The following is an 18,528-nucleotide window of genomic DNA, read 5'->3' as shown; positions in this document are numbered from 1 at the left end:
AAAATGGACCGCTAACCGCTCGTGGCACCGAAGTGCGCTTGAATCAGAGACGAACGGCGCGGTCACTTCTTCTATCAGTTTATAGAATGCGCGTTTGAGCGTGCTGATTCAACCCTGGTCTACTTGATCTTGTCCCCCGGCTTGGCGCCCTCGTCCGGCGAGAGCACGTGCGGCGAGTCGCCGGCGGCAAGTACCATGCCCTCGGAGACGCCGAAGCGCATCTTGCGCGGCGCCAGGTTGGCGACCAGCGCCACCAGCCGGCCTTCCAGCGCGCTCGGGTCGTAGGCGGACTTGATGCCGGCAAATACCTGGCGTTTGCCGAGTTCGCCCACGTCGAGCTGCAGGCACAGCAGCTTGTCCGCGCCCTCGACATGATCGGCCGACTCGACCCGGGCGACGCGCAGGTCGACCCTGGCGAAATCGTCGATGCCGATCATGCCGTCGTCTTCAACAGGCTTCGGGGCATCCTTGGTCTGTTTCTTTTCTTCCTTCGCTTGTTCCGGTTCGGCCTGGGCCGGCGCCGCGGCGGCTTCCAGATCTTCCTTGCTCGCCTCGATCATCTTGTCGATCGCCGGCTGCTCGACGCGGCGCAGTAGCGGCTTGAACTTGGCGATCTCGTGATCGAGCAGCGGCGTATTCAGGTCGGCCCAGGCCAGCGGTTCGATCTGCAGGAAGGCCTCGGCGCGCTCGGCGGTGGCCGGCAGCACGGGCTTCAAGTAGATCGTGAGCTGGCGGAACAGATTCAGCGCAGTGGTGCAGATCTGCTGGAGTTCGGCGGCGCGGCCGTCTTCCTTGGCGACCTGCCAGGGCGCGCGCTCGGCGACATAGGCATTGGCTTCGTCGGCCAGCGCCATGATCTGGCGAATGCCCTGGGCATAGCGACGCGATTCGAAGTGATCGGCGATTTCCTCGCCGGCCGCGGCGAAGTGCTCGACCAGTGCCGGCCGGTCGAGTTCGGCGGCGAGTTTGCCGTCGAAGCGCTTGCCGATGAAATTCGCACAGCGGCTGGCGATATTGACGTACTTGCCGACCAGATCGGAATTGATCCGGGCCAGGAAATCCTCGAAGTTCAGGTCCAGATCCTCGACCCGGTGTGTCAGCTTGGCGGCGAAGTAGTAGCGCAGGAATTCCGGATTGATATGGTCCAGCCAGGTGCGCGCCTTGATGAAGGTGCCACGGGACTTGGACATCTTCTCGCCGTTGACGGTGACGAAGCCGTGCGCATGAATCGCGTCGGGGGTGCGATAGCCGGCGCCTTCCAGCATCGCCGGCCAGAACAGGGCATGGAAATAGACGATGTCCTTGCCGATGAAGTGATACAGCTCGGCCTTCGAGTCACGGCCCCAGAAACGATCGAAGGTCAGCGCCGGGTCGGCCCGTTTAGTCACCAGATTCTGGAACGCGGCCATGTAACCGATCGGCGCATCCAGCCAGACATAGAAATACTTGTCTTCGGTGCCCGGAATCCTGAAGCCGAAATAGGGCGCATCGCGCGAGATGTCCCAGTCGCGCAGGCCGGTGGCAAACCATTCGTCGAGTTTACGGCTCATGGATTCCTGCAGGCGGTCGCCGCGCATCCAGTCGCGCAGGAAGCCCTCGAAATCGGCCAGCTTGAAGAAATAATGTTCCGAGTCGCGTTCGATCGGTGTGGCGCCCGACAACACTGACACCGGATTGCCCAGCTCGGTCGGCTGGTAGGTCGCGCCGCAGACTTCGCAGGCATCGCCATACTGATCGGGGCTGCCGCAGTTCGGGCAATCGCCGCGGATGAAGCGATCCGGCAGAAACATCTTGGCTTCGGGGTCGAATGCCTGCGAGATCGTGCGCCGGGCGATATGGCCCTCGGCGGCGAGTTTGTCGTAGATCGCGGCCGACAGTTCGCGGTTCTCGTCCGAATGCGTGGTGTGGTAGTTGTCGTAGACCACCATGAAATCGGCGAAATCGCGCTGGCGCTCGGCCGAGACGCCGGCGATCAATGCCTCGGGCGAAATCCCCTGATCGCGCGCCTTGAGCATGATCGGCGTGCCGTGCGCATCATCGCCGCAGACCGCGATGCAGTTGTGCCCGCGCAGTTTCTGGAAGCGCACCCAGATATCGGTCTGGATGTGTTCCAGCATATGCCCCAGATGCGTCGCGCCGTTGGCATAGGGCAGGGCGGAGGTGACCAGAATATCGCGCGCCATGATGTGCTCGAAATCGTCAGTTTTCAAAGCGCGCCAGTATGCCACACCGCGCCCGTGGGCCGGCCCCGAGTTGCTATCATTCGCGCCAGCCCATTTACACGCACAACCACACGGTGCGCCCATGAGCGATTCCCTTCGCCAAAGCATCGAGGCCGAACTGGCCCGATATCACGAATCCTATCTCGATACCGACCTGATGACCGCGCGCGCCGTGCGCTCGCTGGCGGTCGAGGCCGGTCGGGTAACCCTTGAACTGGACCTCGGCTTCCCCTGTGGCCGCTACGGTCAGGAGCTTGCCGAGCGCGTGCGCGAGAAGCTCGAAGCGCTGGCCGATGTGCAACAGGCCGATGTGACCGTTGGCTTCTCGATCAGCCCCAAGGCCGTGCAGTCGCAGCTCAAGCGCATCGACGGTGTGGCCAACATCATCGCCGTGGCCTCGGCCAAGGGCGGCGTCGGCAAGTCCACGGTGGCCGCCAACTTCGCGCTGGCGCTGGCCGCCGACGGCGCCAACGTCGGCCTGCTGGATGCGGATATCTACGGCCCCAGCCAGCCGCGCCTGATGGGCATCGACACCCGCGCCAAGGCTGCTGGCGAGAACGTGATCGAGCCGGTCGCCGCCCACGGGCTCAAGACCATGTCGATCGGCTATCTCATCGACAAGGAAAGCCCGGCCATCCTGCGCGGGCCGATGGTGACCTCGGCGCTGCAACAGATGCTGTTTCAGAGCGCCTGGGGTGATCTGGATTATCTGATCATCGACCTGCCGCCGGGCACCGGCGACATCCAGCTCACGCTCGCGCAGAAGATCCCGGTCTCCGGTGCGGTGGTGGTCACCACGCCGCAGGATCTGTCGCTGATCGACGCGCGCAAGGGCGTGGAGATGTTCAAGAAGGTGAGCGTGCCCGTGCTCGGCATCGTCGAGAACATGAGCACGCATATCTGCTCCAAGTGCGGCCACGAGGAGCACATCTTCGGCGAGCACGGCGGCCAGACCCTCGCCGATGAATACGACGTCGATCTGCTGGGCGAATTGCCACTGGATATCTCGATTCGCGAATACGCGGATTCGGGCAAGCCGACCGTGGTCGCGGCCCCGGACTCCCAGATCGCCGCGGCTTATTTCGATATCGCCCGCAACGCGACCGCGCGGCTGTCGCGGCAGAAAAAGGATTACGCCAGCAAGTTCCCGAACATCAAGGTCGAGAGCACATAGTCGGCGCGAGCCCGGCGTAAAAGCGCCGGGCCGCCCGACGACCGTGGATGCGCGCAGGCCCGGCGTGCCCTGGCGCGTGCATGGCGCATCACGCCCCGGGGCACGATGTCTGGCGATGGTGTTTATTCGCCGACGCAAGCCGAAGCACAAGGATGATCGGGTCGGTCTATCGGCGCCGGGCGCAAAGCGATAGGGGCGCTCAGCGCTGACCGACGCTCTTTTCTGAATCGGCGCAATCCGTGAAATCTGTGGGTAAACCGACCTGTCGTCAGGACACTAGAGCCTGTTGCCGTTATGGCCGGAACGCAGCTGGCGTGCCTCATAGATCTGCCAGGACAGCAGAATCGGTATGCCGATCACGATTTCACGTCCGCGTTTGATCAACGACAGGGCCAGCGCGGCGTCGTTCGACAGCCCGAGCATTTGCCCGAACACCATCAGTCCGGCTTCCTGCACACCGAGTCCGCCGGGAACCAGGAAAGCCAGGTGGCGAATGGTCAGGGTGACGGATTCCAGAATCACGGCGGTTTCCACGCCCACCGGATGCCCGAGCAGGTGCAATGCAAGCCAGACTTCGAAGCTGCCGCTCAGCATGCCCACGAGCTGCCACACGGTCGCCTTGGCGAGACGCCACCGGTGTGTGATGACGTTCTCGATTTCCTGGTCCAGCGTGGCGCCGCCGCTGAGCATCTGGGTCAGCCGGCTGCGACCGCCAAGCGTGCGCTCGGCGAAACGTTCGAGCCGCTGGAAGATGCCGGCGTTGTCGAGTAGGAGTAGTGCGATGATCGGCGCCGGGCAGGTGAGCGCGATGCCGATGAGCACCTGCGTGGTGGTTTCGTTCGACTGGGTCAGGATGATCAGAAGCGCGACGCCGATGGCCGTGAACAGATACTGACTGAGCAGCGATGTGAGGACTTCCACGACCACGCTCGCAGTGGCGGTGGCGCCGTCCACGCCGCGCAGGATGAGCAGTCGGATACCGGCGAGTTCGCCGCCGACGCTGGCCACCGGCAGTAACCGGCTGACCCCTTCGCGGACCAGTGCGATCCAGGTGAGTACGCCCCAGCGGGCGCGCCGGTACGGATCGGGGCGCACGATGAGCAGGCGCCAGCCCAGCGCGTCCAGTGCGATCGGGCAGAGGTGGTAGGGCAAAAGCCAGAGCAGGTTCCAGCCGCCGATCGCCAGGGCGTTGAGTACCGCGCGATAGCCGGTATGGGCGATGAGACCGATGACAAGCAAACCGCCGACCAGGGCGACGACATAAGCGAGTCTTTTCACATGGGCCTCGCGTCGGTCACAGGTATGGACGGGTCAGCATTCAAAACCATCGGCGCATCTCATCAGGGCCGGGCGGTAAACCAATCCGGCGCGTGCAAAGCCGAGAGCGTAGCGGTCCAGATCACGGCGTCAACGGTGGATCGAGTGGCAAGGCCCCTCAGGTCGGGTTGTTCACCGGGCCGTTCAGCCGATCGCTGTCGGCGATTTCGGCAAACCGGGCCGGTCGCAGACCGGCCCGTTGCATGGCCTGCACCACGCGGGGGCTGATCAGGGCGGCATACTCGCCGCGGTGGTCGTAGTCGACCATGGCCGGCGTGAGCCGGTCACGACTGGCCGGATGACAGTAGATTTCGGCTGGCGCGCCGCCATGCGCGGCGGCTATTGCCGCCAGAACCCGCGCTTCGGTCATGTGGCCGGTCGCCCGCAGGCCCAGCAGGCGGGCGTTGGATGCCACCCCGGACGCGGTCATGCGCCGCCGCATGTGCCGCAACCAGGGTGCCATCAGTGTGGTCTCGACCGCCGTACGCCAGCCGCCGTTGCCCGGCTCGCCGGCATCGTGGCGTGGCTCGTAGGGCCAGCGCATGGCCCGCAGGCCATACTCGCCGCCGATACGCAGCGCCAGCGAGAGGATGGTGGGGTGCACGTGGAAATGCTTGTGTGCATTGACATGATCGAGGACCAGCCCGGTGGCCGCGAATGCGTCGTACTGCGCCCGGATTTCCGCGGCGAGCTGCCGCCGCACACGCGGCCGAAAGAAAAAGCGCGCGCCGGCGCTGGCCATGCCGTCGTGGAAACGGCCATTGGCATCGACCAGATCGGGAATGACCGACCGGGGCAGCACGGCGCGGCCGTCGGTCAGCACCAGGTGCAGCCCGATGCCGAGCGCGGGCCGCGCATGCGCCAGCGTCACCGCCTCCGGCGCGGCTTCTGCGCCCACCATGAGACTGGCCGCGCTCAGGATGCCCGCATCGTGGGCGTGCGCGACAGCCTCGTTCACCGCCGGATGCAGGCCAAAGTCATCGGCCGTGACGATCACGCGCCCCGATGGCGCGCTCATCGCGGCCGAGTTTCGGCCGGCATGGCGTGGTCGCCCCGCGTCGGTCTCAACGATGACTCAGGAACTGCGCGAATTCGCGGCCCTCGCGCAACCGCCGTCCGATCATGCTGGGATGGCGCACCATTTCGGCGGTGAGCTCGGCGATCTTGCCCGGCCGGAAGTAGAAGCGCTTGTAGAAGGTTTCCACCGACTCGAAGATCTCCTCCTTGCCCAGGTGCGGATAGCTGATCGGGGCGATCTGCACGCCATCGTCGTTGACCAGCGCCTCGGGGCCGCTGGCATCGAGCCAGCCGTTTTCCATGGCCTCGTCGTAAAGCCGAGTACCCGGGTAGGGCGCGGCCAGGGACACCTGAATGGTGTGCGGGTTGATTTCCCGCGCGAAATCGATCGTCTCGCGAATCGTCTCGCGCGTTTCGCCGGGCAGCCCCAGGATGAAGGTGCCGTGGATGGTGATACCGAGCTTGCGGCAGTTCTTGGTGAACTCGCGGGCGATATCGGTACGCAGACCCTTCTTGATGTTATGCAGGATCTGGTTGTTGCCGGACTCGTAGCCCACCAGCAGCAGCCGCAGGCCGTTTTCCTTCATGATCTTGAGCGTCTTGTACGGCACATTGGCCTTGGCATTGCACGACCAGGTGACGCCGAGCTTGCCCAGCCCCCGGGCGATCTCCTCCACCCGCGGCTTGAAGTCGGTGAAGGTGTCGTCGTCGAAGAAGATTTCCTTGACGTGCGGCATCTCGCGCTGGATATAGGCCACTTCCGCGACCACGTTCTCTGGGCTGCGCACCCGGTAACGATGCCCGCCGACCGTCTGCGGCCAGAGGCAGAAGGTGCATTTCGAACGGCAACCGCGCCCGGTGTAGAACGACACGTACGGGTGTTCGAGATAACCGATGAAGTAGTTCTCGATGGTCAGATCGCGCTTGTAGACCTCGGAGACGAACGGCAGCTCGTCCATGTTCTCGATCATCGGCCGATCGGGATTACGCACGTGCTCGCCGTTGGCATCGCGCCAGGTCAGCCCGAGAACGCCGGACAGGTCCCGACCTTCGGCGACTTCCTTGCAGGTGTAGTCGAATTCCTCGCGGCCCACGAAGTCGATGGCGGTGGACGCGCCCAGCGAGCCGTCCGGGTCCACGGCGACCTTGGCGCCGACCATGCCGATCAGCAGTTTGGGGTTCTCGCGCTTGAACGCTTCGGCGACTTTCACGTCGGTGGCGAACGACGGCGAACTGGTATGCATGATCACCAGTTCGTACTCGTGCGCCAGCGGCAGCACGTCGTCCAGGGTCAGGCCGTCCGCGGGCGCGTCGATCAGCCGACTGCCGGGGACCAGGGCCGCCGGCTGGGCCAGCCAGGTGGGGTACCAGAATGACTTGATTTCGCGCTTGGCCTGGTAGCGTGCGCCGGCACCGCCGTCGAAGCCGTCGAAGGAGGGCGGATGCAGGAAGAGCGTTTTCATCAGTGCTTATCCATTGACTGTGGTTTCATGGAGCCGTCGGAGCCGATCCGGTAGGTATAGCCTCGCCAGCGGATCGAACGGTTTGATAGTCCGTTGAGCCAGTCGTATAGCGTCAGGAACTCTCGCAACGGCCAAAGCCATAGGCCGTCGGTCGCGGCGCGCCCGGCACGACGGTTCTGAACCCCGTGCAAAGCCACGTCCGCAGTGATTGTCACACCCAGCAGTACGATAGAGATAGGCTGCGCGCAAGTCATTATAACGCCGCACAAGGCCGTGGGCAGTGTACAACTGACGAAAAGAAAGCCGTAACTGACCGGTGCGAGCAGACGGATCGTGCGCATCCATCGCGTTTCGTGGCGGCGCAGGCCGCGCAGGCCGGGTTCGTCGACCGTGGTTTCGACCACGACGTCCGACAGGACGATCGAGCGCCCGAGCGCGCGGATCTGTTGCCCGAGCCGGTGATCGTCGGCCAGGTGGTCTGCCAGCGCGGCAAAGCCGCCGATCCGGGCGAGATCCTCGCGGCGCAGCGCCAGGGTCGCGCCCGCCGCGTAGTCCTGTACTCCAAACAGACGGGCCACGAGTACCGACGGCATGAACCAGTCGTCGATGAAAAGTGTCGCAAGACGGGACCAGCGCGCCGCGGTCGGCCGGCCGCGATAAAGGCAGGTCACCAGGCCCACGTCCGAATCGGCGAGCGGCGCGGTCACACGGTGGAGGTAGTCGGGGCGGACATGGATGTCGCTGTCAGCCAGTACGAGGTGCTCGTGGCGCGCCGCGGTCATCATGTTGACCAGGTTGCTGACCTTGCGATTGGCGCCCCATTCACGCGCATCGAGCACGATGTCGATGTCGTGCTCCGGATAGGCCGCACGGATGCGCCGGGCCACGGCAAGCGCCGGATCCGTTTCGTCCTGCACACCGAACACGATCTGGAATTCCGGGTAATCCTGTTCCACGCATGAGCGCAGGGATGATTCGAGCTCGGTCTCGGCGCCGCACAGCGGCTTGAGCAGCGTGACCGGCGGTGCCGCGCCACGGGCTGCGGTGCGGCGCCGTTGCTTCGGGCCCAGACAGGCCGCCAGCAGTGCCATCAGGCTGTAGCCGCCGGCAAGACCGGCCAGGACAAAACCCAGGGTGTGGAAGACCTCGGAAGCGTTTATCACATCGGCGCAGGGTTGGGGCTGAATTCGATCGGCACGTGACGGCGGGGCCGTGCCGAATTCGTCGGGGCGGCAGACGATAGCGCAAAAGCGGGGTTCGCGCAGTGACAGCGCGACCGCACGCACGGTCCGGCCACGCGAATCCATCCGCTTGTTTTGGTGCACTTTCCGCGCCATTGCCGCGTTGCGGCCACGGGCTGCATGCCGGCAGACTGGCCGTGGCCGCGCCTTGTGCGGCACGAAAAATCACGCGAATACAGACCTAGGCTGCCGGACCAGCGGCGCGCGCCTCGTCGGCAATATCGATCACCACCTTGCCGATCGCAGCACCCGCTTCCAGATGCGCGTGCGCGGCGCCCACATCGCCCAGGTTGAAACGGCGCTCGTCGAGCAGTGGCACAAGCTGGCCCGCGGCCACCAGCGCGCCCGCCCGGGTGAGGATGTCGCCGTGGTGCGCCGGATTCACGCCGTTGAGCATGGCCGTGAGCATGAAGATCGTATGCAGGGTCAGGCTCTTGGTGTGCATCGGCGTCAGATCGGCCGAGTATTGTGACACGATGGTCGCCACCTGGCCGTTGACGCGGACCGCGTCGAACGACTTGGCGATGTCCGAGCCGCCGGTGGCGTCGAAGATCACGTCGAAGCCGCGGCCGCCGGTCAGCCGCGCGACGTATTCAGCGACCGATTCCTCGCGATAGTGAATGGTCTCGTCGGCCCCGCAGCGGCGCGCGATGGCCGCCTTGTCGGCGCTCGAGACCGTGGCCGCCACGCGCGCCCCCTGGGCCTTGGCGATCTGGATCGCGATATGGCCGACACCGCCGGCACCGCCGTGGATGAGCACATGATCGCCGGGCGCGACGCGCGTTCGATCGACCAGTGCTTCCCACGCCGTGATCGTAACCAGCGGCAGGGCCGCGGTTTCGCGCCAGCCGAGCCCGGCCGGCTTGAATGCCATCAATTCGGCATCGACCACCACGTACTCGCCGTAGGCGCCGCCGCGACCGACCAGGCCGGCCGCGCAGCCATAGACGGCATCGCCGACGGCAAACTGCCGCACGTGGTCGCCCACCGCGTCGACTTCACCGGCCACGTCGCAGCCGAGCACGGCCGGTAGCGCGGGTGCGATCGCCGGGCCGGCGGCGCGGAGCTTGGTGTCGACCGGGTTCACGCTCGAGGCGATCTGGCGCACGCGAATCTGGCCCGGGCCCGGTGCGGGCAGCGCCACATCGGCGGGCTCGAAGACATCGGGCGTGCCGAATTGTCGAATCTGTTGAACTTGCATTGAGAAGCCGAAGGCTTGGATTTCGCTGCTCAACATACGCCAAGCAAGGCATTTCGGCATAGCCGCATGGCAGACCAAGGTCCAGTGTCGCGCGATTCCCGGGCCCCGCATTGTGCATTTCAGAGCGCGGGTCGCGGCCCGATTGCAAGACGCGGCGGCGATGAGCAACGCTTTGCATCCTTGGGGGAATCATGAAGCGGAACTGGACACTGGGTGTCGCCATCGCCATCGCCATGGCGGCGTCGCTGGCTGCCTGCGGCGGCAACAGTAGCGACGACAACAGCCAGGCCAGCGCGTCCGGCACGGAGGCTCGCAGCCTGTATGCGCCGGCTTCCCAGAATGCGGTGATCCCGTTTCCGAACAATCTGCTGTTCGTCGATGCCAGCAACACCACCGGCCTGCTGGCCGGCGTGAGCGCCGATGGCACGCTCAATATCCCGGATACGACCGGTGCCAATCCGGTGATCGCCGACGCGAACAAGCTGGACGGGTTCTCCACCACCGATAATCTGTATGCCGATTTCTCCGGCGCGGATATCGACGTCGCCACGGCCAATAATGGCAGCGTACGCGTTATTGATGCGGCGACCGGGTCGGAACTCGCGGCCGGCACCGACTTCGACGTGGTGAAATCGCCCGACGTGGTCGACCACACGCGGTTGCTGATTCGGCCGCTCAAGCCGCTGGACCCGGCCACCACGTACTACGTGGTCATCACCGACCAGCTCAAGACCACCAATGGCGGCCGTGTGGCGCCCAGCGATCAATTCGCGATCGCGGACTCGGCCAGCGCGGTCGGCTCCGATGCCAATCCGGCGGCCCACTTCAGCGCGGCGCAGCAGGCCACCCTGGAATCCATCCGCAGCCAGCAGATCCGCCCGATCCTCGACAGCGTGCCCGGCGCCAGCGCCAGCAATGTCGTCGTGGCCTGGCAGTTCACCACTCAGAGCATCGGTGCGTCATTGCGGTATATCGCGGCGCACCCGACGCCCAACCCGAACGGCAGCAGCGACGGCGGCATTCGTGTCCAGCCGCTGCCCGACGGCCATGGCGATCAGCTTTCGACCGGTGATATCAACGCCAGCCTGCCCGATACCGCGAATATCTACCAGGGGACGGTGGATCTGTCGTACTACCTCGCCGCCGCCGCGCACGACGGCACCTCGCCGCCGGCGCCCCTGACCACTTACTGGGTTTCCGATGGCAAGGCCGCCCCGGGCCATGCGACGCTGCGCACGCCGAGCGGCGGCTCGATCCCGTGCAGCGTGCTGGCGGCCAGCGATTCCACCACGGGCTGCTTTCCGTATCCCAAGGTGCGCTCGGTGCAATCGGTACCGGTGCTGGTGGCCGTGCCGAACGCCAACAGTCCGAGCGGCGGCACGCCGCCCGCGGGCGGCTGGCCGGTGGTGATCTTCCAGCATGGCATTACCGGCGATCGCACCAACATGTTCGCGGTGGCCCCCGTGCTGGCCGCGGCCGGTTTCGTGACCGTAGCCATCGATCTGCCGCTGCACGGGCTTGCGCCGGGTAACGCGCTGGCGATCAGCGGTCACGAGCGGACCTTCAACCTGGATGCCAACGGCGACGGTGCGGTCGATCCGTCCGGGGCGAATTTCATCAGCCTGACCAGCCCGATCACCTCGCGCGACAACCTGCGCGAGGCGGTGGCCGATCTGATCGATCTCAACGCTACCGTCATGCAGAGCTCGATTACCGTCGTGGGCGGAACCGCGATCAAGCTCAACGGGCAGCCGAGCCAGTTCCTCGGTCATTCGCTGGGCGCGATCGTGGGGTCGACGCTGATGGGCGTGACCTCGGCGAGCGCCTTCGACGCGGCGACGCTCGCCAACCCGGGCGGTGGCGTCATCCGCCTGCTGGGCGGTTCGGCGGCGTTCGGCCCGAAGATCGCGGCGGGGCTGAAGGCGGCCGGTGTCGGTGCGGGCAGCGAGGCCTATCAAAACTTCCTGCGCCTGGCCCAGACCATCGTCGACGGCGGCGATCCGATCAACTACGCCAAAACCGTGGCGGTGCGCCATCCGTTGCATATGATCGAGGTTGTGGGGGGCGGCAACGGCGGCGTGAATCCGCCCGATCTGGTGGTGCCGAACGCGGTACCGGCCAACGTCGGTCCGGACTTCACGCCGGCGACCAGCGGCGCCTGTCCGGTCACCGCCGGCTATACCCCGGCGCTGGATACCGTCTGTGTCGGCGGGCCGTTGTCGGGCACCAATCCGTTGGTGGCGGCGATGGGTCTGGCTTCGGTCGCCGAAAGCGTGCCTTTCCAGGCCGGCAGCCAGCCAGCCGACAGCGTGGTGCGCTTTGCCAGCGGTGCGCACAGCACGATCCTGGATCCGACCGCGGGCACGGCCAATGGCAGCGTCGATCCGCAGGAAGGCGCGGCGACCACGGCTGAAATGCAGTGCGAGAGTGCCGGCTTCCTGGCGGCGGCAGCCGCCGGTGTCGCCAGCCCGACGATTCCCCTGGGCTGTCGGCAGTAGGCGCGCGACCGGCGGCGTGCCGTCGCCGGTTCGGGCACGCCGCGCCCGCCCGCCGGTCTGTCCGGGGCGGGGCGCGGCGTTGTCGCATCCGGGCGCGGCTGGCTACACTACCCGGCCGACCGGGTTCAGGCCGGCACAGCGCTCCCGCGCCGCTGCCCGAGCCCGGCATGGTTTCCATCCATGCGCCGCATCGCGCCGTCCGAGCATCGTCAATGAGCATCAAGTCCGACAAGTGGATCCGCCGCATGGCCGAGAGCGAAGGCATGATCGAGCCCTTCGAGCCCGGCCAGGTGCGAGAGCGCGACGGCGAGAAGATCGTCTCCTACGGCGTGTCCAGCTATGGCTACGACGTGCGCTGTTCGCCGCACTTCAAGATCTTCACCAACATCAACACGGCGGTGGTCGATCCCAAGGCGTTCGATTCGAGGGGCTTCGTGGATTTCGAAGGCGAGACCTGCATCATCCCGCCGAATTCGTTCGCGCTGGCCTCGACGGTTGAGTACTTTCGCATCCCGCGCAGCGTGCTCACGATCTGCCTCGGCAAGTCGACCTATGCCCGCTGCGGCATCATCGTCAATGTCACACCGCTGGAGCCCGAGTGGGAAGGCCACGTGACGCTCGAGTTCTCCAACACCACGACGCTGCCGGCGAAGATCTACGCCAATGAAGGCGTGGCACAGATGCTGTTCCTGGAATCGGACGAAGTCTGCGAAACGTCCTACGCCGACCGCGGCGGCAAGTACCAGGGCCAGCGCGGCGTGACCCTGCCGCGCGCCTGAACCCTTTGGCCAAGGCGTTTCTTGCGCGCAGTCGGCTGAGTAAGAAAGGGCATTTGTCCGCAAATGCACACGAATGAGCGCCAATAAGAAGAAAGATTAAGACAGTGCTGCTTCAGCTGTGCGAGCAAATTGCGTCGTCAAGCCGTTGCGTGAGCTGTATCCCTGCTCGGCAGCGTTTTGATGAAGGCCAACGGATGACTTGAGCGGTTATGGTCAGTCGAAAACGTGCTTCGGGCGCTGGGATGCATAGTCCGCCACTATTGATCCGGCATCAAAACAGCTGACTTCATCAGCTGTTTTCAAGGCTTCGCGGCCGATGGCCGCGGCGAGCATGCGATCGCATACTCGCGCTATTAACCCGAAAAATCATCTATTTTTGTGCCGTGTTAATAACGCTAATGCAAGAGTTCGTGTGCTCTTCATTCTGCGTTTATTTGCGGACTGATTTTCATCGGTCGGGCCTCACAGTCGATAACAGGCCAAACCGCTGATCAGTGGCCGGTCGTGTCGCTGCGCGACAGCGATTGCATCGTCAGGACATACTGCGTGTTGCCGTCCTCGAGACGCCGTACCTGAACGGGAATCCAATCCGCATTGCGCGCCAGCCAGAAGGTCAGCGCGTGATGATGCTGGCCGTCGCGGGCCAGTTTGACGGTATCGAAGAGACCCCCGGGTGTCTTCAGGTTGCCCGCGTCGCTCACATGCACCTTGTAGGTCTGCAAGCCGTCGTCGTCGGCGAGGATGAAGCGGTGTCCCGTGGGCAGCGTGTTGCCGGGCCGGGTCGAGGCCAGCCAGCGGCGGGCCGCGATCTGCAATGACATCGGGTCCTGCGTGCCGGGCTTGAGCGCGTAGGTCTGGCCGTCGCCCTTCCCGTTCCGATACTGAACGGTCATGGCCGACCAGTCGAACTTCAGGGTGTAGCTATGGCCCGGCTTGCCCTCGACGTGATGACGGAAATACCGGGGCTGGACCTTGCCGTCGACGATACAGAAGCGGGTCTCGTCGTCGATGTCGCCCAGGAACATGCGGACCAGCGCGTTGGGTTTGGCATGGCCGGTATAGACGAAACAGCCGTTCTGCTGGCCCGGCTTCAGGCTGAAATGGGCATCGCCCAGCGGCAGCCCGGATTTGCGCACGCTATAGACTGCGCTGAAGGCATCCGTGGGCGAGGCCAGTGTGGCGGGGCTGACGACGGCGAGGCTCAGCCCCGCGAGCAGAACGGTTGTCAGATGTGCCGTAATCTTCATGGGCCGGGGGTATCCTCGTCGTAGTCGATGATCGGCGGCTCGGATTGCAGGCGACCGTCGCGATGGATGCCGTCGGTGCGCCAGACCACCCGCCCCGAGATGAGATCGTCGAGTGCGGCGGCGTAAAGGCGCTGTTCGATGCGATCCATGATGCGGTCGGCCAGCATGTCGGCGGTGTCGCCCGGGCGAATGGTGATGCGGCCCTGGCGGATCACCGGGCCGTCGTCCAGCGTGGGGGTGACGAAATGCACGCTGGCGCCATGGTCGCGATCGCCCGCGGCCAGGGCGCGCTCGTGCGTGTGCAGGCCCTTGTATCGGGGCAGCAGCGACGGATGGATGTTGACGATGCGCCCGGCAAAGCGTTCGACGAAGGTATCGCTCAGCACCCGCATGAAGCCGGCCAGCACGATCCAGTCGGGCTTCTCCGCGGCGATCCGGTGCGCCAGCGCCGCGTCATAGCTTTCCCGATCCGGGAAATGGCGCGGCGAGATGCTGACCGCGGGCAAGCCGGCGAGGCGCGCCGTCTGCAGGCCCGGCGCGCGTGCCTTGTTGCTGGCAACCAGCACGATCTCGGCGTCGAGCGCACCGGCGTCGATTGCCCGCATGATGGCTTCTAGGTTGCGCCCGCGCCCTGAGATGAGCACGACCAGCCGGGCCGGGCGTTTGTGTTCGCTCGCGCTCATCAAACGATGCGCACGGCGGGCTCGTTATCTTCGCGGGCATGCACGTGGCCGATTTCGAACACGGTCTCGCCGGCGTCTTGCAGCACCGTGCGCGCCGTCGCGGCCTGATCGGCCGGCAGCACGATGCAGTAGCCGATCCCGTTGTTGAAGGTCCGCGCCATTTCCTCGGCCGCCACGTTGCCGGCCTCGGCGAGCCAGTCGAACACGGCCGGCCGTTGCCAGGCCGAGCCCTCGATGGTCACGGCCTTGTCCCCGGGCACGACGCGGGCCAGGTTTTCGGCCAGCCCGCCGCCGGTGACGTGGGCCATGCCGTGGACGGTAGTCCGGGCCAGCAGCTCGCGCACGGCTGCCACATAAATGCGCGTCGGCGCCAACAGTGCATCCAGCAGGCTGTGCTGGCTGCCGATCGGCGCCATGAGATCGGCGCTGCTGGTCTCGATGATCCGGCGCACCAGGGAATAACCGTTGGAATGCGGGCCGCTGGAGGCCAGGCCCAGCACCACGTCGTTTTCCGCGATGGCCGAACCATCGATGCGCGCATCGTATTCGACCACGCCCACGGTAAAACCGGCCAGATCGAAATCGCCCGCGCCGTACATGCCGGGCATCTCGGCGGTTTCGCCGCCGATCAACGCCGCGCCGGCCTGGCGACAGCCTTCGGCGATACTGGCGATGACCGGGCCGGCCACGTCGGCGTCGAGATGCGCGGTGGCGTAGTAATCGAGAAAGAACAGCGGTTCCGCGCCGGCAACCAGCACGTCGTTGACGCACATCGCGACCAGGTCGATGCCGATACCCTCGAAGCGCGCATGGTCGATGGCCAGGCGCAGCTTGGTGCCGACGCCGTCGGTCCCCGAGACCAGCACCGGCCGGCGATAGCGATCGACCGGCAGTTCGAACAGGCCGCCGAAGCCGCCCAGGCCGCCGATCACCTCGGGGCGGCGGGTGGCTTCCACGGGGCCGCGGATGGCGTCGACCAGGCGGTTGCCGGCATCGATATCCACGCCGGCATCGGCGTAGGTCAGGGAGGGACGATCGCTCAAGATCAGGCCTTCTCGGTTGCGTGAACCAAACGCCGGAACTCCGGCAGCAGCATGGTATTGTACCGTTTCGAAGAGCACGACTGGGATTGCGCTCCGACACCCATGACCGCAGGCGATAGCTGACAGAAATGCGTGGACGCACACTCGCCCTGGTCGGCGTGGCGGGGCTCGTTCTGGTGGTCGTGCTGTTGCACGGCATGCTGCTGCCGTTCGTGCTCGGCGCCGGGCTGGCTTATGTCTGCGACCCGATCGTGGATCGCCTGGAACGACTGCGGCTCAATCGTACGCTCGGCGTGATCGTGGTGTTCGCCGCCATGATTCTGTTATTCGCGCTCCTGGTCTTCCTGCTGTTGCCGATTCTGCAGGCGCAGTTCGATACGCTCGTTCGCAGTCTGCCGCGCTATCTGGACTGGGCACAGCATGCCTTCAACCCCTGGATCCGGCGTGTGGCTCCCGGGGTCGGCGGGATCGACGCGGATTCCATCCGTCAACTCATCGCCAACAACTGGGGCAGCGCTGGCGGTTTTGCCTCAGCGATCGCCAAGAAAGCGTTTTCGTCCGGAACGACGCTTTTGTCGTGGGCGATCAACCTGTTGCTCGTGCCCGTGATCATGTTCTACCTGCTGCGTGACTGGGATCGCATGACCGGGTTCATTCGTGCCCAGCTGCCGCGGCGTTACGAAGCCACCATCACCGAGCTCGCGCGCGAGACCGACGACGTGCTCGGCCATTTCCTGCGGGGCCAGGCGCTGGTGATGCTGGTGCTGGGCACGATTTATATCGTCGGCCTGTGGCTGGCCGGACTGGATCTGGCCCTGGTGATCGGGCTGGGCGCCGGATTGATCAGTTTCGTGCCCTATGTCGGCGTCATCTCCGGCGTGTGCATGGCGAGCGTGGCGATGCTGGTGCAGACCGGCGACCCCTATCAGCTGATCTGGGTGGCGCTGGTGTTCAGCATCGGCCAGCTCATGGAGCAGATGGTGCTGACGCCGCTCATGCTGGGTGAGGCGATCGGTCTGCATCCGGTCTGGGTCATCTTTGCCGTGCTGGCCGGTGGGCAGCTGTTCGGCTTCATCGGCGTGTTGCTGGCCCTGCCCACGGCCGCGACCATCGCGGTCATGGTGCGCTATGCCGGTCGACGCTGGCGGGCCAGCCGCCTGTACCTTCAGGAATGAGCGCCCGTTGGCCCGGACTGTCGAGCCGCGCGGTTGCCCGCAGCTTGGCATACCGGCATGCTAGCGCATCGTCGCGCAGGGGGCGCGGCGTCGATCCATCCATGTCAGGTTCGTATGTCCGTACAGCTCGTTCTCGGTGTTCAGCTGCCGGCTTCGGCGACATTGTCGGCCTTCGTCGGCCACACCAACGCCGATGCCAAGGCCGCGGTGGCCGAGGTCGTGGACGGGCGCAGCGAGCGATTGTTCGTGGCCGGCCCGGCGAACTGCGGCAAGACCCATCTGCTGCAGGCGGCCTGCCGGGCGATCGGCGACGCCGGGCGGCGCAGCGTCTATCTGCCGCTGGCCCAGGTCCGTGAGCCGATCGGCTCGCTGCTTGAAGGGCTGGCCGACATGGACTGTGTCTGCGTCGACGACGTGGATGCCATCGCCGGCGACCGCGAGGCCGAGATCGCACTGCTGGGCCTGTCCGATCAATTGCGATCGCGGGGCAGCCGTCTGCTCGCCGCCGGTTCGGCCGTGCCGCGCGAACTCGGGCTGGCCCTGCCCGATCTGGCCAGCCGGCTGGGCTGGGGCGGGGTCGTGGTCTGCCGCGCGCTGGATGACGACGACAAGCGCGAACTTTTGATTCGACGGGCCGAACAGCGCGGCATGGATATGCCGGAGGCGACCGCCCGCTGGTTGATACGGCACGGCGAGGCCGGGGTGCCGGAACTGATGGCCATGCTCGACACTCTGGATCGCGCCTCGCTGGCCGCTCACCGCCGGCTGACGATTCCCTTCGTCAAGCAGGCGCTGGGCTACGGCTGAGCCCTCACGCCGGGCGGGACAAGCGCCGGGCGACGTCGGCCACCCGTGCGCCGAGATTGCGCGCGAGTCGTTTCTCGATCTCCGTGAGTGGCTTGTCGCCCAGCATGCCGGCCACGTGGCTGGCGCCATACGGCGTGCCGCCGGAATCGGTCTCGGCGAGCAGGTCGTCGGCGGTATAGGTCAGCCCGGTGATCAGCATGCCGTGGTGGAGGAGCGGCAGCATCATCGACATCAGTGTGGTCTCCTGCCCGCCGTGCAGGCTCCCGGTGGAGGTGAACACCGCGCCCGGCTTGCCGGCCAGCGTGCCCGACAGCCACTGGCCGGACAACGTATCGATGAAGTGCTTGAGCGGGGCCGCCATGTTGCCGAAACGCGTCGGCGAGCCGAGGATCAGGCCGGCGCATTCTTCCAGATCGTCGGGGTCGACATAGGGCGCGCCGGACGTCGGGATATCGGGCGTCGTTGCTTGCGTGGCGGGCGAGACGGGCGGCACCGTGCGCACGCGCGCGCCCATGCCGTCGATGCGCGCGACGCCGCGGGCGACCTCGTTGGCCAGTTGTTCGGTCGCGCCGTTGCGACTGTAGTAGATGATGAGGATGTCCCGGGTCATGACCTGGCCGTTGCGAATCCGATGGAGATCCATGCTGTCGCCCGGCGCGGC

General features: G+C 65.7%; 15 protein-coding genes. 5 read left to right on the top strand and 10 right to left on the bottom strand.

Translation table 11 applies throughout. From position 1 onward, the window contains the following. Positions 1 to 119 precede the first annotated feature (119 nt). A complete protein-coding gene (metG, locus tag ACS8YF_RS12885) occupies positions 120 to 2,183 on the bottom strand; it encodes a methionine--tRNA ligase (RefSeq protein ID WP_440850621.1) in 2,064 nt (687 codons plus the stop codon). A gap of 121 nt (positions 2,184 to 2,304) precedes the next feature. Here metG and apbC point away from each other — a divergent pair, with 121 nt between their 5' ends. Further along, entirely contained in the window at positions 2,305 to 3,396 is a 1,092-nt protein-coding gene (apbC, locus tag ACS8YF_RS12880; RefSeq protein WP_440850605.1) for an iron-sulfur cluster carrier protein ApbC, read from the top strand. Positions 3,397 to 3,672: 276 nt separating this feature from the next. On the opposite strand, the gene ACS8YF_RS12875 is transcribed toward apbC, so the two are convergent. The 5 genes from ACS8YF_RS12875 to ACS8YF_RS12855 form a co-directional block, all read right to left on the bottom strand. Then, entirely contained in the window at positions 3,673 to 4,674 is a 1,002-nt protein-coding gene (locus ACS8YF_RS12875) for a lysylphosphatidylglycerol synthase domain-containing protein (protein ID WP_440850604.1), read from the bottom strand. A 157-nt stretch (positions 4,675 to 4,831) separates the two neighbouring features. Beyond that, positions 4,832 to 5,731: a hopanoid biosynthesis-associated protein HpnK gene (hpnK, locus tag ACS8YF_RS12870; protein ID WP_440850603.1), complete on the bottom strand. Its 900-nt coding sequence runs from the start codon at positions 5,729 to 5,731 to the stop codon at positions 4,832 to 4,834. Between the two features lie 46 nt (positions 5,732 to 5,777). After that, a complete protein-coding gene (gene hpnJ, locus ACS8YF_RS12865; protein WP_440850602.1) occupies positions 5,778 to 7,193 on the bottom strand; it encodes a hopanoid biosynthesis associated radical SAM protein HpnJ in 1,416 nt (471 codons plus the stop codon). Then, the gene (hpnI, locus tag ACS8YF_RS12860) at positions 7,193 to 8,356 is read right to left on the bottom strand and encodes a bacteriohopanetetrol glucosamine biosynthesis glycosyltransferase HpnI (RefSeq protein ID WP_440850601.1); all 1,164 of its coding nucleotides are present in this window, start codon (positions 8,354 to 8,356) and stop codon (positions 7,193 to 7,195) included. Before hpnI ends, hpnJ begins: the two co-directional genes overlap by 1 nt. Before the next feature lie 259 nt (positions 8,357 to 8,615). After that, complete coding sequence (locus tag ACS8YF_RS12855; RefSeq protein ID WP_440850600.1) at positions 8,616 to 9,635, bottom strand: zinc-dependent alcohol dehydrogenase family protein; 1,020 nt, start codon at positions 9,633 to 9,635, stop codon at positions 8,616 to 8,618. 191 nt (positions 9,636 to 9,826) lie between these two features. Here ACS8YF_RS12855 and ACS8YF_RS12850 point away from each other — a divergent pair, with 191 nt between their 5' ends. Together ACS8YF_RS12850 and dcd are read left to right on the top strand one after the other, a co-directional pair. Next, complete coding sequence (locus ACS8YF_RS12850) at positions 9,827 to 12,133, top strand: hypothetical protein (protein ID WP_440850599.1); 2,307 nt, start codon at positions 9,827 to 9,829, stop codon at positions 12,131 to 12,133. Positions 12,134 to 12,345: 212 nt separating this feature from the next. Next, on the top strand, positions 12,346 to 12,912 hold the full coding sequence (dcd, locus tag ACS8YF_RS12845) for a dCTP deaminase (protein WP_109992255.1): 567 nt from the start codon (positions 12,346 to 12,348) through the stop codon (positions 12,910 to 12,912). Between the two features lie 491 nt (positions 12,913 to 13,403). Here dcd and ACS8YF_RS12840 read toward each other — a convergent pair whose 3' ends face one another. Genes ACS8YF_RS12840 through purM form a run of 3 tightly spaced genes read right to left on the bottom strand, consistent with a single transcriptional unit; the run spans position 13,404 to position 15,885 of the window. Next, entirely contained in the window at positions 13,404 to 14,159 is a 756-nt protein-coding gene (locus tag ACS8YF_RS12840; RefSeq protein ID WP_440850598.1) for a DUF3108 domain-containing protein, read from the bottom strand. Beyond that, positions 14,156 to 14,842 carry a phosphoribosylglycinamide formyltransferase gene (purN, locus tag ACS8YF_RS12835; RefSeq protein ID WP_440850597.1) on the bottom strand — a complete coding sequence of 229 codons (687 nt, stop codon included), beginning with the start codon at positions 14,840 to 14,842 and terminating at the stop codon, positions 14,156 to 14,158. The genes ACS8YF_RS12840 and purN overlap by 4 nt, the downstream gene beginning before the upstream one ends. Beyond that, positions 14,842 to 15,885 (bottom strand): phosphoribosylformylglycinamidine cyclo-ligase, encoded by a 1,044-nt coding sequence (gene purM / locus ACS8YF_RS12830; protein ID WP_440850596.1) that lies wholly within the window; start codon positions 15,883 to 15,885, stop codon positions 14,842 to 14,844. The genes purN and purM overlap by 1 nt, the downstream gene beginning before the upstream one ends. 128 nt (positions 15,886 to 16,013) lie before the next feature. On the opposite strand from purM, the gene ACS8YF_RS12825 reads away from it, so the two are divergent. After that, on the top strand, positions 16,014 to 17,060 hold the full coding sequence (locus tag ACS8YF_RS12825; protein ID WP_440850595.1) for an AI-2E family transporter: 1,047 nt from the start codon (positions 16,014 to 16,016) through the stop codon (positions 17,058 to 17,060). A 114-nt stretch (positions 17,061 to 17,174) separates the two neighbouring features. Further along, positions 17,175 to 17,867 carry a DnaA regulatory inactivator Hda gene (gene hda / locus ACS8YF_RS12820; protein ID WP_440850594.1) on the top strand — a complete coding sequence of 231 codons (693 nt, stop codon included), beginning with the start codon at positions 17,175 to 17,177 and terminating at the stop codon, positions 17,865 to 17,867. 4 nt (positions 17,868 to 17,871) lie between these two features. Here hda and wrbA read toward each other — a convergent pair whose 3' ends face one another. Next, a complete protein-coding gene (gene wrbA, locus ACS8YF_RS12815) occupies positions 17,872 to 18,510 on the bottom strand; it encodes an NAD(P)H:quinone oxidoreductase (protein WP_440850593.1) in 639 nt (212 codons plus the stop codon). Between the last annotated feature and the right edge of the window lie 18 nt (positions 18,511 to 18,528).

The organism is Salinisphaera sp. SWV1 (assembly GCF_052044155.1).
Classification (GTDB): domain Bacteria; phylum Pseudomonadota; class Gammaproteobacteria; order Nevskiales; family Salinisphaeraceae; genus Salinisphaera.
This window is presented reverse-complemented; position numbering and strand designations above follow the sequence as displayed.

Excerpts from the sequence above, each read along its gene's own strand:
- purN (WP_440850597.1), bottom strand. The coding sequence starts at position 14,842 with ATGAGCGCGAGCGAACACAAACGCCCGGCCCGGCTGGTCGTGCTCATC.
- ACS8YF_RS12855 (WP_440850600.1), bottom strand. The coding sequence starts at position 9,635 with ATGCAAGTTCAACAGATTCGACAATTCGGCACGCCCGATGTCTTCGAG.
- dcd (WP_109992255.1), top strand. The coding sequence starts at position 12,346 with ATGAGCATCAAGTCCGACAAGTGGATCCGCCGCATGGCCGAGAGCGAA.
- ACS8YF_RS12840 (WP_440850598.1), bottom strand. The coding sequence starts at position 14,159 with ATGAAGATTACGGCACATCTGACAACCGTTCTGCTCGCGGGGCTGAGC.
- apbC (WP_440850605.1), top strand. The coding sequence starts at position 2,305 with ATGAGCGATTCCCTTCGCCAAAGCATCGAGGCCGAACTGGCCCGATAT.
- hda (WP_440850594.1), top strand. The coding sequence starts at position 17,175 with ATGTCCGTACAGCTCGTTCTCGGTGTTCAGCTGCCGGCTTCGGCGACA.
- ACS8YF_RS12825 (WP_440850595.1), top strand. The coding sequence starts at position 16,014 with ATGCGTGGACGCACACTCGCCCTGGTCGGCGTGGCGGGGCTCGTTCTG.
- hpnK (WP_440850603.1), bottom strand. The coding sequence starts at position 5,731 with ATGAGCGCGCCATCGGGGCGCGTGATCGTCACGGCCGATGACTTTGGC.
- metG (WP_440850621.1), bottom strand. The coding sequence starts at position 2,183 with ATGGCGCGCGATATTCTGGTCACCTCCGCCCTGCCCTATGCCAACGGC.
- wrbA (WP_440850593.1), bottom strand. The coding sequence starts at position 18,510 with ATGGATCTCCATCGGATTCGCAACGGCCAGGTCATGACCCGGGACATC.
- ACS8YF_RS12850 (WP_440850599.1), top strand. The coding sequence starts at position 9,827 with ATGAAGCGGAACTGGACACTGGGTGTCGCCATCGCCATCGCCATGGCG.
- hpnJ (WP_440850602.1), bottom strand. The coding sequence starts at position 7,193 with ATGAAAACGCTCTTCCTGCATCCGCCCTCCTTCGACGGCTTCGACGGC.